The 13,686-nt window shown below is 38.9% G+C and carries 15 protein-coding genes; 2 read left to right on the forward strand and 13 right to left on the reverse strand.

Features of this window, described 5'->3' with window-relative positions:
- Positions 1 to 2: 2 nt before the first annotated feature.
- The 9 genes from gspN to F936_RS04370 form a co-directional block, all read right to left on the reverse strand.
- Entirely contained in the window at positions 3 to 746 is a 744-nt protein-coding gene (gspN, locus tag F936_RS04330) for a type II secretion system protein N (protein ID WP_005045189.1), read from the reverse strand.
- Positions 747 to 1,079: 333 nt separating this feature from the next.
- Positions 1,080 to 1,406: an H-NS histone family protein gene (locus F936_RS04335; protein ID WP_003654486.1), complete on the reverse strand. Its 327-nt coding sequence runs from the start codon at positions 1,404 to 1,406 to the stop codon at positions 1,080 to 1,082.
- 194 nt (positions 1,407 to 1,600) lie between these two features.
- Complete coding sequence (locus F936_RS04340) at positions 1,601 to 2,041, reverse strand: acyl-CoA thioesterase (RefSeq protein ID WP_003654484.1); 441 nt, start codon at positions 2,039 to 2,041, stop codon at positions 1,601 to 1,603.
- A gap of 7 nt (positions 2,042 to 2,048) precedes the next feature.
- A complete protein-coding gene (locus F936_RS04345) occupies positions 2,049 to 3,242 on the reverse strand; it encodes a hypothetical protein (protein ID WP_005045192.1) in 1,194 nt (397 codons plus the stop codon).
- A gap of 9 nt (positions 3,243 to 3,251) precedes the next feature.
- On the reverse strand, positions 3,252 to 4,094 hold the full coding sequence (locus tag F936_RS04350) for a hypothetical protein (RefSeq protein WP_003654481.1): 843 nt from the start codon (positions 4,092 to 4,094) through the stop codon (positions 3,252 to 3,254).
- Positions 4,095 to 4,102: 8 nt separating this feature from the next.
- Entirely contained in the window at positions 4,103 to 4,870 is a 768-nt protein-coding gene (locus F936_RS04355; RefSeq protein ID WP_005045195.1) for a uroporphyrinogen-III synthase, read from the reverse strand.
- 3 nt (positions 4,871 to 4,873) lie between these two features.
- Complete coding sequence (gene hemC, locus F936_RS04360) at positions 4,874 to 5,791, reverse strand: hydroxymethylbilane synthase (protein ID WP_035359162.1); 918 nt, start codon at positions 5,789 to 5,791, stop codon at positions 4,874 to 4,876.
- 101 nt (positions 5,792 to 5,892) lie between these two features.
- Positions 5,893 to 6,633, reverse strand: coding sequence for a LytR/AlgR family response regulator transcription factor (locus F936_RS04365; RefSeq protein WP_005045199.1), 741 nt, complete (start codon positions 6,631 to 6,633; stop codon positions 5,893 to 5,895).
- Positions 6,634 to 6,693: 60 nt separating this feature from the next.
- Positions 6,694 to 7,833 carry a sensor histidine kinase gene (locus F936_RS04370; protein WP_005045201.1) on the reverse strand — a complete coding sequence of 380 codons (1,140 nt, stop codon included), beginning with the start codon at positions 7,831 to 7,833 and terminating at the stop codon, positions 6,694 to 6,696.
- Here F936_RS04370 and argH point away from each other — a divergent pair.
- Together argH and F936_RS04380 are read left to right on the forward strand one after the other, a co-directional pair.
- Positions 7,824 to 9,257, forward strand: coding sequence for an argininosuccinate lyase (argH, locus tag F936_RS04375; protein ID WP_003654474.1), 1,434 nt, complete (start codon positions 7,824 to 7,826; stop codon positions 9,255 to 9,257). The genes F936_RS04370 and argH overlap by 10 nt on opposite strands.
- A 9-nt stretch (positions 9,258 to 9,266) precedes the next feature.
- Positions 9,267 to 9,536: an oxidative damage protection protein gene (locus F936_RS04380; RefSeq protein WP_000089995.1), complete on the forward strand. Its 270-nt coding sequence runs from the start codon at positions 9,267 to 9,269 to the stop codon at positions 9,534 to 9,536.
- Positions 9,537 to 9,840: 304 nt separating this feature from the next.
- On the opposite strand, the gene phoU is transcribed toward F936_RS04380, so the two are convergent.
- The 4 genes from phoU to F936_RS04400 form a co-directional block, all read right to left on the reverse strand.
- Positions 9,841 to 10,563, reverse strand: coding sequence for a phosphate signaling complex protein PhoU (gene phoU, locus F936_RS04385; RefSeq protein WP_003654470.1), 723 nt, complete (start codon positions 10,561 to 10,563; stop codon positions 9,841 to 9,843).
- A gap of 108 nt (positions 10,564 to 10,671) precedes the next feature.
- Complete coding sequence (gene abuO, locus F936_RS04390; RefSeq protein WP_005045205.1) at positions 10,672 to 12,018, reverse strand: multidrug efflux outer membrane protein AbuO; 1,347 nt, start codon at positions 12,016 to 12,018, stop codon at positions 10,672 to 10,674.
- Between the two features lie 80 nt (positions 12,019 to 12,098).
- Positions 12,099 to 13,004 (reverse strand): DMT family transporter, encoded by a 906-nt coding sequence (locus F936_RS04395; protein WP_005045207.1) that lies wholly within the window; start codon positions 13,002 to 13,004, stop codon positions 12,099 to 12,101.
- Positions 12,997 to 13,578, reverse strand: coding sequence for a TetR/AcrR family transcriptional regulator (locus tag F936_RS04400; RefSeq protein ID WP_005045209.1), 582 nt, complete (start codon positions 13,576 to 13,578; stop codon positions 12,997 to 12,999). The genes F936_RS04395 and F936_RS04400 overlap by 8 nt, the downstream gene beginning before the upstream one ends.
- Positions 13,579 to 13,686 lie beyond the last annotated feature (108 nt).

Consider the following 13,686-nt stretch of genomic DNA (forward strand, 5'->3'; position numbering starts at 1 on the left):
TATTAGTTACTCCCTTGTATTAAGGGTTGACGAGAACTAATGACAAAAGTATCTAAACCAGCTTTTCCATCATAAGACGGAATATTCAGTAATAATCTTTGTGTAAGCTGCACATCAAGCATCATATTGGCATCTAATAGAAGATTTGCCATTTTTTGACTGCGTTGATCACGTATATCAATCTGTAATTGGCCATTTTGATCCGTTAACTGCCCATTTAAAGAAGGCATATTCATCCGGTCTTGACGGTCACCAATATTATAAATTAAAGCACCACCACCCCAATGCAATTGACCATCAACTGCAGCGAAACCTTGCTCTTTTTTATAATTAAAATCAATATCTTTTAACTGGATACTGTTCACAGGCCATTGCCAGTTCACAATTTGTTTTAATGTTTCAGGCGCAATTTGACCATTCATTGCTCTAACAAGTACTTTTTTACCAACACCATAGGCCATTACCCCAGATAATTGGGTATTTCCACTATGGATATCCACATCAGCCGCGAACCTTAATAAAAACAGGTCAAGAGGTCTAGTTTTCCAATGAATCGAGCCTCTCAAAGTACCGCGCCGCCAATCTGCTTGGCCCTGCCAGATATTTCCACTTACATTGTGTAGAGTTTGATTATTCTTTGAAAATTTAGAAATAAGCCACGTCGCTGGGATCTGTAAAATAATAAAAATTAAAAATGCAATGAGGGCAAATAACCACCACTTCCACTGCTTAGACTTTTTCTTCATTCAGCCTTACCAACATGCAAATTATCGTCCTTATTTTGAGAGTAGCTCCCTAGTCTGACATTATGCATACTTTTTCAACATCGCCAATTCACTTCATATAAAAAAACCAAGCAATCAGGCTTGGCTTCTGTATTAAGACTATAAGTTGAACGTATGACAAAATCATGAAAACTGGCCAATCAACTTACTAAACGTACATTTGATCTCAACAATCTATTTAAAGATGAATTTAAACACTCAAATTTTTAAATAATATTTATAGCAAAATTTTAAATATTTTCATGCATAAAAAAGCCAGGCAAATTTGCCTGGCTTTTTAGATCAGCAATACAATTAGATTAAGAAATCTTCAAGTTTTGCGCCTTTTTCAATTTCAGCAACTAACCAGCGTGGTTGTTTACCACGACCAGTCCAAGTCTCTTCAGAATTGTTTTTGTTACGGTAACGCGGTTCAACAGATTTACGTGTTGTTTTCTTACGTTTTTGAGCACCAAACTCAAGAAGTTGTTCAACACTAAAACCTACATTTTCAGCGATCTCGATAATTTGATTATAAGCATCTTCGATTGCTTGATCTTTTTTACTTACAATTAAAGCTTCAGCTTCTTCTTGTAAACGTTTTAACTCTTCAACAGATAATTCACTGATATCCGGTTTCATTAATAAACACTCCAGTCTTACAGACAATTCAAAATAATACAGACAAAATTTAAAAACATAAAATCAAGACCAATATTATTTATAATCCATTCAATAAGCAATAGTTTGAAAGCCGTGTTCATCAGAATAATCAAAAAAATTACCTTTTAATTACATTATCAATTATAAATGACATATATTTTATTAATATTTATTTAAGATAAATGTATTAAGTCATGTCCAACAGTTTTTTCTAGCTCAATAATTTTTTGTTTTATTTCCTGAGGTATTTCACATTTTCGTTCTGTTAATTTATCTACGCATACCATAACAGCTTCACCCGTAGCTACGATTTGTTGTTGTGTTTCGCTCCATAATATATAAGCCATACGGAATGCACTATTACGGAGCTCTTCCACGCGAACACCAACTTTCAATACATCGGGATAAAAAACGGGCTTTAAGTATTTGCATTGGCTTGAAGCGACAACGGTATATAATTGTGGGGTTAATATATTTATCGCTTCCATATATAAAATACGTGAGCTTTCAATATATCGATAATATTGTACATTATTGACATGACCAAAAGCGTCCATATCTCCCCACGCTACTTTCTGTTCATATATTATCGGGTAGACAGACAGTTCTTTCATTTTTACCTCATATTTTAAATTTTAAAAAATTCGCATCATTTTCAAAGATTAGGTTTAACTGATTGATTAACACTTCATCTTCTTTAAGGGTAGACTTAATACGCAAATAGCTCATTAAAATATTATCTGGATATAATGTTAATAATGTTTCAGCCTCTGCTTGACGTCCGGTTGCCATATAGACATGCCATTTTGCAAAAGTTAAAACTGGCAAATTCATATATTGATTTTCAAGCTCAATAATTTTTTCTTCGACATCAGCATAGTCTGGAACCTGTTTAAGCAATTGTTGCTGAAACCATAGGTAAAACACTTCTGGATCAAACTGCTCTTTTAATAAGTGTAGTGTTAAGGCTGCATGCTGCATGCTCATATCAGGTATACGTGCTAATAGTTTGAGCCATAACAACTTACTGCTATAAGGTCGAGTTTGGATCTCAGACTCTAAATCCAGATAACGTTGTTGCAATGCTTGTAAGTCATCAATAGAAGCTTGAGCAAATTGCTGAAGAAGCTGCTGCAACCATAAATCACGGTGTTCAGCATCTAATAATCCATACTTCATTGACCGTAAATATACCCATGGATGTTGCAGCGCTAATTGCCCCCATAAAGCAGTTAATCTTTGCTGGTAGGCGGTTTCTATTTCCACAAGCCAAGGCGACAACTGATGCTGGTATAAAAATTCAAGATGAGTTAATGCACGGTCAGCTTCGTTTTCAGCTAAGAAGATTTCGATTCGCTGTAACTCGGCCAATTCAAATGCCATGGGTGGTGATTGATCTAAAGCAGCCAATGCTTTTGGATAGTCTCCACTTAAAACCAGAAACTTGGCATCAATAATATTTTTTAAAAGCCCTGATTGAGTAAAAACACGTTCAATAAATACACGTTGGTCTTCGGCAGCCTCTAATAACCAAACAATACCTAATTGTTCATAGGGATGAAGGTTTTTAAATTGGAAGATGTTTTCACTTTTTCTTTGCTCACGAGAGGAATAACGTTTAATCCAAAGCCATACGAGTTGTGCAATAAAACTTACTACCACAAAAGCAAGGGTTAATCCCCAGACATTTGTTTGCAACTGCAATTGTCGCCAGTAGATATAGACATACCCCATTCCATAGCCATAACTAAATAAAGCTAAAGCTGCAAAGAGTATTAAGCTAATTACGAAATAAACCGACAGGAGGTATTTCATATCTCCTCCTTATGAACCAATTAGACCAAGTGTAGATAATTTAGGAACAGGCACTACCGATAAATTTGCCACTTTAGCAATACGTTTTTTTAACCGCTGACTCGTTGCATCAGGCATTTCATCTAGCTTTTGCATCACCGATTGCAACTCATTTTGGTACTCTGTCATTTTCCCTTGATTTAGTGCCTGTTCAGCAATTAATAATCTTAATTGCACTTCTTTGAGCACTACACTTCGATTCATTAAATTAATAGACGGCGTTTCTACTTTTTCTATACGGAACCATTTTTTCCACCAAGACACAGACTCGGATTGATCCATCTCAAGTTTAGGCTGAACTAAGGCTTGCTGAATATTTTTATCAATACTCTGTAATAAATCGTCAATCAATTGATGGCGTTGATTTTGGGCCAATGTGAATTGTTGAACTGCCTGTTTATCCTGCTCAAGCGATTGGTTCAAGCTATGTTGCAATGCAGGGGCAATTTCATAGTGTAGAAGAGATTGCTGTAACTGGTTTAATTGATCAACTGCGTAAATCAATTGTTGCTGATCAATTGCAAATTGAATTAAATCTAACTTTTGTTTAATTAAAACTGTAGGGGCAATACCCATCGGCGGGACTTCTAAATGGCCGGCCGGACTCAGTTTATTCCCTGTATTTACAGGTTGATTCTGTAATTGTCGTTGTAAAGCAACCAATTGATCATTTAGATTGGCATAGTGCTGTTCTGATTGAAGCAAACTTTGCTTAAGCTCGGGAACAGTACGAGAAATTTGCCACATATCGTAACTGAGCTTAGCCAACCAAGCCACGCCCAGTAAAATGATGATAGAAACAAGTTTTCTCATACGAATCCTTATAATGCCTGAATGTGATGAATCATCCCCGAAGGCGATAAATTTTCAAGTTGAATAATGTGAAAATGAGCCTGTTGCTGATCGCGATATTCTTTAACAATTTGAAAAAGACGTGGTCCTAAAACCAAATATACACAATCAAGTTGTACATTATTTTTTGAACAAAGCTCTAACCAATACTTCCAGCTCGCCTCACTCGTAATTAAGACCAGCCATTTGTTTAAATTATAATTTGAATTCTGTGTCAGATGTTTGAATGTGGAATATGAGGCTTCTGGGCACTGCCGATGATATAAAACGAAATTTAAAATCTGGATGCCTTGCTGCTGCAAAGTCTCCATCATGAATTGACGGCCACCTTCTCCTCGCCAAAAAGCGACGCTACCAGCTTGTTTCATATTATGGAGAATAGGGAGATTCAACATTCCCTCAGAGGTTTCAACATCTGGAATATGTGCTTCTATTCCATATCCATTTAGACAATTGGCCGTTGACTGCCCAACAGCAATCCACTGAATATGTTTTAAATCACTGAGCTTTAAACCGCTTTGCAGTAAATACTTCATCCCCACATCAACAGCGGTTGGACTCACTACAACGATAGCTTGTGCCTTAACTAATTGTTGGTAAAGCTGAAGTAAATGTTCGAAAAAAGGTTTAGCAACGAGTTCTAAAAGAGGTAAAGACTCAACCTGACAACCTTCATTTTGCAAAACTTCTGTTAATTCTGCAGCCCGAGAATCAGGTCGAGTATTAATAAACAACATAGCTTAGTAGAGAGCCTTTAATAGCTCACCAGCACCTTGATCAAGTAAGTTTCGAGCAAGGTTTTCACCCAATTGCTGAGCATTGCTGGCTTCATCTGTCAGTTCAGCACGTAATAATGTTTGACCATCAGCACTTCCGACACGACCTTCAATATGGATTTGTCCATTGTGTAGTGTGGCATAACCTGCAATTGGGACCTGACAGCCGCCTTCAAGATAAGCATTAAAGGCACGCTCAGCACGCACACAAACATCTGTTTCTTGGTGTAATAACGGTTGAATTAAAGCTAATACTTCGCTGTCAGCTGCCCGGCATTCCAAACCCAATGCACCTTGCCCCACAGCAGGTAAGCTAATATCTGGTGTTAAACAATGACGAATACGTTCTGACAACCCTAAACGTTTCAAACCAGCACTAGCCAAAATAATGGCATCGTATTCACCATCATCTAGCTTCGCTAAACGTGTTCCAACATTTCCACGCAAATCAATAATTTGCAAATCAGGGCGTTGTTTTAAAATCTGAGATTTACGACGTAAACTTGATGTACCAACTTTTGCACCTTGAGGTAGATCAGCAAATTTTTCAAATTGATTTGAAACGAAAGCATCTAATGGATCTTCACGTTCACAAATTACTGCCAAGGTTAAACCTTCTGGTAAAGCCATCGGGACATCTTTCATTGAATGTACGGCTAAATCTGCACGCCCATCTAAAAGTGCTGCTTCTAACTCTTTAACAAACAGCCCTTTCCCACCAATTTTTGCTAAAGGCGTATCTAAAATTTTATCGCCCTGCGTGACAAATTTGACCAACTCCACCGTTAAATCCGGGTGAAGCTCCTGTAATCGGGCACGAATATATTCTGCCTGCCAAAGAGCAAGTGGGCTTTGTCGTGTAGCAATTTTCAAGGTTTTCATAAATTCAAGCATGGGCTGGTCAAACAATACACCCTAAACTTAACTTGATCCCTTAAAATTGCAAGTAAAATCTCGCACGTCCAAGATAACTCTTTTTAAGTTTAGAGCTGATGAATCCGGTCTCTAAGCATAGATAAATGTCGACGGCTCACCGAAAGTCGTTCATCTAAACCACGTAATCGAACCTGATATTGCCCCGAACTGACCAACTCCAATCCATCTAAATAGGCAACAGCAACCAACGCATTGCGATGAATACGAATGAATTGATCTGCAAATTCGGTTTCAAGCTCTTTTAATGTTTCATCAATTAATACACTGCCATTTTGGTGACGCACCGTGACATATTTCTGATCTGCTAAAAAATAATAAATATTCTCAACAGGAATCAGCTCAACCCCACGATAGGTTTTTGCGGCAATTTGATGTCGCTGTGTTTTTAGATCATGTAAAAAATCATGTTGCGGCAAAGCATTGAGCTGTGCTCGAGTAAGCTGCGTCAGTTGACTAAAAACTTGTTCAAGTTCTTGAGGGTCAATCGGTTTAAGAAGATAAGCTTGAGCCTGAGATTTAAACGCTTCCAATGCATGTTGATCATAGGCTGTACAAAATACAATCGCAGGTCTAGGGCTCAGCTGACTTAACTGTTCTGCACAGACAAGACCATTCATACCTGGCATTTGAATATCAAGTAAGATTACATCCGGTTGATGAAGCCGCGCCTGTTCCAAGGCTTCCTGTCCATGATGAGCCGTTGATACAACTTCATGTCCCATCTTTGAAACTAAACGTGATAATCGCTCCACTGCAAGTGGTTCGTCATCACAAATCAGCACCTTCATTAATCCTCCTTGTCACCGTTAACTTGATCCATTTTTTTATGGTTAACTCTGACTAACTTATTATTTTGTTTGATATTGATAGCTCATAATGGTGGTATATAAGGTTTCACCTTTATAAACCTGAAATCTAACGGAGTTCCCATAATATGCTTTCAGGCGTTGTTTTACATTTTCAAGCGCGATTCCATGCCCTTTCCGTGAATTTATTGTATCGTCTGTATATGGGTTGGTAATGACTATACTGACCTGATTTTGCAATATTTCAACCAATACCCCTATGGTTGCCTTACCCATCATTGGTTCTACCCCATGAAAAATACTATTCTCTAACAAAGGTTGTAATGTCAATAAAGGAATGGTGATCTGTTTCAGTTGCACAGGTGAAAGTTCAATTTTCCAATCTACTTTTAAACGCTCTCCCAAACGTACCTGCTCAATCATTAAATATTGTTTACTCAACTCGATTTCTTCATGCAGACTCACCAATTTCAATTCTTGGAAGCTTGCGCGAAATAAACGTGACAGGCTAATCAACATACCTTCTGCTTTATCTGGGTCTATCGCAATTAAGCTCACCACATTATTTAAACTATTAAATAAAAAATGGGGATGAATCCGCGCTTGCATAGCCTGAATACGGGCATTTAACTCTGCATATTGTTGATGTAGCCATTGCTCTCTCACATAGAGATAGCGCAAGCAGAAAGCCCCCAGTAATATCCCGTAGCTTAGATATAAAGGCACATTGCTAAAATAAGTGCTCCAGCCCTGTGTTAAAGAAGCATGTTTATTTAAAAGACCAAACTGAAAAAAATTACTTATTAAGGTCGTCAAAACAACAATAGCTTGCAGCATGACAAAACCGATAGCCAAGGCAAATTCTTGACGTAACCCACTAAAAAAATGCTGAAAGCGTTCAACCAAGGCAAAAAACGACAATATTACCCAGTTAATAAAAACGATGTACTGTAAAAGACGTCCACCGCTTAATGCTTGCCATGACTGAGCTTCAGCCAGTGCCAAAACCAGTGCCAAAATGTTACTTGCGATAATTAATTCGAATAAGTGTTGCCAACGACCGTTTTTCGTAAAAAAATAGGAGGAATTTTGATTTCGGTATGCTGTAGGAAACAACTTTGTTTGTTGAGCTTCGGCAAGTGATATACTCTTTTTTATTTTACTGAGCCACCATGACCACATCTTCAAATCCCCCTAATTCAGTAACCCCAGACCAAACCTCAGGTATGTGGGGTGGTCGTTTTTCTGAAGCGACGGATGCTTTTGTAGCCGAATTTACCGCCTCTGTTCAGTTTGACCAGCGTTTTTATAAACAAGACATCGCTGGTTCGATTGCGCATGCTACCATGCTTGCGAAAGTTGGCGTACTCACAGAAGCAGAACGCGATGATATTATTGAAGGTTTAAGCACCATTCGCTCAGAAATTGAGGCTGGAACCTTTGAATGGCGCATCGATCTTGAAGATGTTCACATGAACATTGAATCACGTTTGACTCAACGTATTGGTATTACTGGTAAAAAATTACACACTGGGCGTAGCCGTAACGATCAGGTTGCAACCGATATTCGTCTTTACCTACGTGACGAAATTGATGACATTTTAAAATTATTAGAGCGCTTACAAAAAGGCTTGTTAGGCTTGGCTGCCAAAAATGTAAACACCATTATGCCTGGCTTCACCCACCTACAAACTGCACAGCCAGTGACTTTTGGTCATCACCTGTTAGCATGGTTTGAAATGTTAGTGCGTGACTCTGAGCGTCTTCAAGATTGCCGTAAGCGTGTCAACCGTCTGCCACTTGGTTCTGCCGCTCTTGCTGGCACAACTTATCCGATTGACCGCGCTTACACAGCAGAACTATTAGGTTTTGAAGCTGTATGTGAAAACTCACTTGATGCTGTATCTGACCGTGACTTTGCCATTGAGTTTAATGCAGCTGCGTCTTTAATTATGATGCATTTATCACGTATGTCAGAAGAACTGATTCTTTGGACTTCTGCACAGTTCAAATTTGTGAATATTCCTGATCGTTTCTGTACTGGTTCTTCAATCATGCCACAGAAGAAAAACCCAGATGTTCCTGAACTGATCCGTGGTAAATCAGGTCGTGTATTTGGTGACTTAATTAGCTTACTTACGCTCATGAAAGGTCAACCATTGGCGTACAACAAAGACAACCAAGAAGATAAAGAACCTTTATTTGATGCAATTGATACGGTTCGTGGTTCACTTATGGCTTTCGCAGACATGATTCCTGCATTAGTTCCAAATATTGAAATTATGCGTGAAGCTGCACTTCGTGGATTCTCTACTGCAACCGATCTTGCTGACTATTTAGTGAAAAAAGGCGTTGCTTTCCGTGATGCGCATGAAATTGTAGGTAAAGCAGTTGCATTAGGCGTAGCTGAAGAAAAAGATTTATCTGAATTAACGCTTGAGCAATTACAACAATTCTCTGACTTAATCACAGCAGATGTGTTTGATAAAGCTCTAACACTAGAAGCTTCAGTAAATGCACGTGATCATATTGGTGGAACTTCACCAAAACAAGTAGAAGCCGCAATTGCTCGTGCCCACAAACGTTTAGAACAGTTATACGCTTAAGGATAAAACATGAGTCGACAAGTATTTTGCCGCAAATATCAAAAGGAAATGGAAGGTCTAGACTTCGCTCCTTTCCCTGGTGCTAAAGGCCAAGATTTTTTTGAAAATGTTTCTAAGCAAGCATGGCAAGAATGGTTACAACACCAAACAACGCTAATTAATGAAAAACGCCTAAATGTGTTTGAACCAGAAGCGAAGAAGTTTCTTGAGGAACAACGTGAGAAGTTTTTCAATAATGATGAAAGCGTAGAAAAAGCTGAAGGCTGGAAACCAGAATAATCGGTTTGTTTCAGCTTACTCATCATTAAAAAGGCGGGTCTATATACATAGACCCGCCTTTTTTTACGTGAAACTTACACAAGCATAAAAAGCCTTACATAGAGCGAACAGGACTCTACATGACATAAAAAAGCGAAGAACTTAATATCAATTCATAGCAAGAAGAACACGATCCCTGTCGTGTTTATGCACTTGATTTTCTGTCCTGAACTTCCCCCAAAGTTCGGGACATTTTTTTATCTATTATTTAAAAAAATAAAAAAGCCTTGTTTCAAACAAGGCTTTTAAATATTTCAGCTTAAGATTACTTTTCGTGGACTTTGGCTTCAATTTCTTCAATTTTGGTATGGCGGGCATCAAAGCCTTTTGCCATGTAAATCACTTGCTCAGCAATGTTACGGGCATGATCACCAATACGCTCTAAAGAACGTAACACCCACATCACATTAATTACACGAGCAATATGACGTGGATCTTCAATCATATAAGTCATTAAAGTACGTGTTGCTGACTGGTATTCACGGTCAATATCTGCATCGGCTAAAAGCACACGCAAAGCTTGATCTGCATCTAAACGCGCAAAAGCATCAAGTGCATCATGAATCATGACACGAACTTGGTTACCAATATGACGAGTTTCCATATAGCCACGTGGAGAACCACCTTCTTCACAGAGGTTTTGCGCAATACGGGCAATTTTTGCAGCTTCATCACCAATACGCTCAAGGTCAGTATTGGCTTTGCTCATCGCAATAACCATACGCAAGTCGATCGCTGCCGGATGGCGACGTGCCAAAATTAGCGTAAGACCTTCATCAATATCACGTTCATATTGATTGACGGCGTTATCTTTAAATTGAACATCAATCGCTAAATTTGCATCTGTATCAAGCAAGGCATGAATTGCGTTCGCCACCTGTTGTTCGACCAAGCCACCCATGGTCATGAACTTTGTGTTTACATCTTGCAAATCTTCATTAAATTGAGAAGAAATATGATGGCTTAACACCGGATTACTTGGACTCAAGGGAAGCCTCCAACATGATGGCGCAGGAATAAAATGATTGAGCATTAGAACACAGCAATCATTAAGTTTTTATGACAAAATTAAAATTCAGATAAAAGCTTTTTTTGCTCACTGATAGGTTAGCCAGCTGTTTAATTCGACCAGATCTTTTTCGCCTAACTGGCCCACCGCAGCTTTTAACCGAAGTACATTCAATAAGTAGTCATACTGACTATTAAGATAATCCTGTTTTGCCGAAAAAGCATTACGCTGCGCCAATAAAACATCAACCATACTTTTTAAGCCTTCGTTATAACTCGCTTTTGAAGCTTGAGAAACAAGCGAAGATGAATCCATGGCAGCTTTTCGTGCTTCGAGTTTTGCCTGGTCTGTATCTACCTGCATAAAGGCACTTTTCACATCAACATTGGCACGGCGAATAGCTGCATCAAGTTGTGCCTGAGCTTTACTGGCCTCTACAGTCGCTTTTTTAATGGATGTTCGTGTACGCCCACCATTAAATAAATTCCAGTTCATTTCCACACCGACCTGATCAAATTTTCCATCAGTCGAGATGAGGGTCTCTGGGGTCTGTTTGGTATAACCATAGCTCGCCACAGCATCTATTTGAGGATAAAGCGCAGCTTTTTCCACACGGCGCTGATCTTCGCTATATTGTTGCTGTAAACGTGCTTGTTGAATCTTTAGATTTTTTTGCTGGGCCAAAGAAAGCCAATCATTAAGCTGGGCTGGATACGGCTTTTGAAAATTAAAATCACCACGCAATACTGCAAGCTTATCTTGATAAGCACCAATATATTCGGAAAGTTGTTCTTGCGCTAAAAGTAATTGAACATTGGTTGAAATACGATTGGCTCTGGCATTTTGATATTGAGCATTTGCCTCACTCACATCACTACGCGCCACCAAACCCTCTTTGAGCTTGGCATTCATCATATTGAGTTGCTCAAGCAAAGCTTTTTCTTCTTGTAAGTATGCAACGCTTAATGCCTGCTGACGCAGCACATTAAAATAGGCTTCTGCTACATTTAAAACATGATCTTGTTTCTGCAGCCTTAAAGTGATTTCACTTAAGGCAACCGAAGTTTTAACTTGCTTATAACCTTCCCAAGCATCCATTCGAAATAGTGGCTGACGTGCAGTTAAAGTCGCTTGACGAGTAGTAGACGTATTACTCACCAAGGCATCTGAAAGCCCTTCCTGATCAACTCCAGGAAAATTAGAACGCTTCACCGTTTGCCGATTACGAGTAATATTTCCAGACAATGTGACGGTTGGTAATAAGGCACCAGTTGCCAAGCCTAAATTAAGTTGATCTGCTTCAAATTGTTGTTGATTGGCTTGCCATGTCGGGTCATTTTGTTTTGCGCGCTCATATGCTTCAACTAAATCTAGAGCAAAACTGGAAGATGCAAAACTCCAAAGGCCAACAGCGACCATTAATTTTATTTTCATTGTTCAAATCAACGATAAAACTTGCCTTTAAGACTAAGAAAAATTCCAAGCAAACTCAAGCCATTAAAAGTTTTAGTTTTTTAAGCGTTCTCATTTTTTGACAATATTAAAATACAAATGAAAATCAAAAACATGCCTATCCATCCCACCCATGAAATATGCTCACCAATCAGCACGATTGCAAAAAGCGCGGCAACTAAAGGTTCAAATAAAGTTAAGGTCGTCGCTTTACTGGCATTTACTGTTTTTAGACCAAAGCCAAAAAGTAAATAACCCAAAAACATAGGAATCAGCATCATATAACCAGCAACAAGTAAATTGGTTGAACTTTGCAACAACCCTCCACCTGTAACCAGTAAAGTAGGAAGCAAAATAACTGCCCCACCACCCATAATCATGCCCATTGCAGCTTTAGCAGCAACACCCCGATCTATTAATCTTTTAGCAGCCCATGAATAAAGTGAATAAGTTGTAGCCGCGACAAGCCCAAGAAAAATACCGAAGATTTTATTCCATTCATTTGTACCCTCTTGGAGCGCATGGTTTTCACCCATGGATAACAAACTTACGCCAATAACACCAAAAATAAAACTTAAGAACCAGATCGCTGACAAAGACTTCCGATCAAAGAATCGTTCTAAAATTGCTGCGATCAGTGGCGCTGCACCAATAGAAACCACGGTGCCAATCGTAATTCCTGCATAATGCATTGAGGAATAAAAGGCCAAAGGATAAATACCAACTGCCGCAACCCCTAAAAGCAGTATTAGAAGGTTTTGCTTTATAAATTGACGGTTTTCTCGAATAGCCCGCGATGCAACCAAAGCTTGCAAAAGACCTCCGCCCCCCATAGCCACAGCACCAATAGCGAGTGGTCCAAGTGTTGGTGCAAATGCGGCTGCAGTACCTGTTGTTCCCCATAAAACAGAGGCAACTAAAATTGCAATTGTGCCGCCATAACTACTATTTTTAATGAGGCTAATCATGTTGGCCTTCTCTCTTTAGAAGATCTTCTGCCATTTGTTTTGCTAAGAGGAGTTGACGACTACTTCCTTCCAACCCTGCTCTTGCCATAGAACCTTCTAAAAGAAAGGAAAGCTGTGTAGCCACGTAGCTAACGCGCTGCGAGTCTGGTATTAATTTTTTTAAATGTTCAGCAACAATAGCCTCAACTTCTTCTTTATGCTGTCTTACCGCACTTCGTCCTGCGCTATTCGCTGGAAACTCAGCCGCAGCATTCAATAACCCACATCCTCGAAAGCCTTTTTCATAGGCAAATTCTGCATGGTCTTGATAGGCATCAAACACTGCCAAAATAGCTTCTGTAGCTGATTTCGTTTGTTCTAAACGTTTTTGATAAAGATTAAGCCACTCCTGATGCCGCGCAGCAATGTAGGCATCAACAAGCTCACCTTTTGAAGAAAAGTTATTGTAAAGCGACATCTTAGCAACATCTGCTTTTGCCGTAACCGAGTTAATTCCAGTTGCAGTAATGCCATCGTTATAAAACAAAGTTGCTGCTGCATCGAGAATTTTCTGTCTCGCTGTTTTATCATTCATAGTTTTGTTTTTAAGTAGACCGATCTACCTAATAATAAAGATTTCTAACAATGATGCAATCTTTTTCCGAGTTATAATTTGAGCAATGTTCACTTCGATAAAAATACA

This window comes from Acinetobacter calcoaceticus DSM 30006 = CIP 81.8, from assembly GCF_000368965.1.
In the GTDB taxonomy this organism is placed as follows: domain Bacteria; phylum Pseudomonadota; class Gammaproteobacteria; order Pseudomonadales; family Moraxellaceae; genus Acinetobacter; species Acinetobacter calcoaceticus.

Bases quoted from the DNA above. Each gene is read 5' to 3' on its own strand.
- F936_RS04370 (WP_005045201.1), bottom strand. From the start codon at position 7,833: ATGTGGTCATGGTGGCTCAGTAAAATAAAAAAGAGTATATCACTTGCC.
- F936_RS04350 (WP_003654481.1), bottom strand. From the start codon at position 4,094: ATGAGAAAACTTGTTTCTATCATCATTTTACTGGGCGTGGCTTGGTTG.
- abuO (WP_005045205.1), bottom strand. From the start codon at position 12,018: ATGAAAATAAAATTAATGGTCGCTGTTGGCCTTTGGAGTTTTGCATCT.
- argH (WP_003654474.1), top strand. From the start codon at position 7,824: ATGACCACATCTTCAAATCCCCCTAATTCAGTAACCCCAGACCAAACC.
- F936_RS04395 (WP_005045207.1), bottom strand. From the start codon at position 13,004: ATGATTAGCCTCATTAAAAATAGTAGTTATGGCGGCACAATTGCAATT.
- gspN (WP_005045189.1), bottom strand. From the start codon at position 746: ATGAAGAAAAAGTCTAAGCAGTGGAAGTGGTGGTTATTTGCCCTCATT.
- F936_RS04365 (WP_005045199.1), bottom strand. From the start codon at position 6,633: ATGAAGGTGCTGATTTGTGATGACGAACCACTTGCAGTGGAGCGATTA.
- F936_RS04345 (WP_005045192.1), bottom strand. From the start codon at position 3,242: ATGAAATACCTCCTGTCGGTTTATTTCGTAATTAGCTTAATACTCTTT.
- F936_RS04355 (WP_005045195.1), bottom strand. From the start codon at position 4,870: ATGTTGTTTATTAATACTCGACCTGATTCTCGGGCTGCAGAATTAACA.
- F936_RS04335 (WP_003654486.1), bottom strand. From the start codon at position 1,406: ATGAAACCGGATATCAGTGAATTATCTGTTGAAGAGTTAAAACGTTTA.
- F936_RS04400 (WP_005045209.1), bottom strand. From the start codon at position 13,578: ATGAATGATAAAACAGCGAGACAGAAAATTCTCGATGCAGCAGCAACT.
- hemC (WP_035359162.1), bottom strand. From the start codon at position 5,791: ATGAAAACCTTGAAAATTGCTACACGACAAAGCCCACTTGCTCTTTGG.
- F936_RS04340 (WP_003654484.1), bottom strand. From the start codon at position 2,041: ATGAAAGAACTGTCTGTCTACCCGATAATATATGAACAGAAAGTAGCG.
- F936_RS04380 (WP_000089995.1), top strand. From the start codon at position 9,267: ATGAGTCGACAAGTATTTTGCCGCAAATATCAAAAGGAAATGGAAGGT.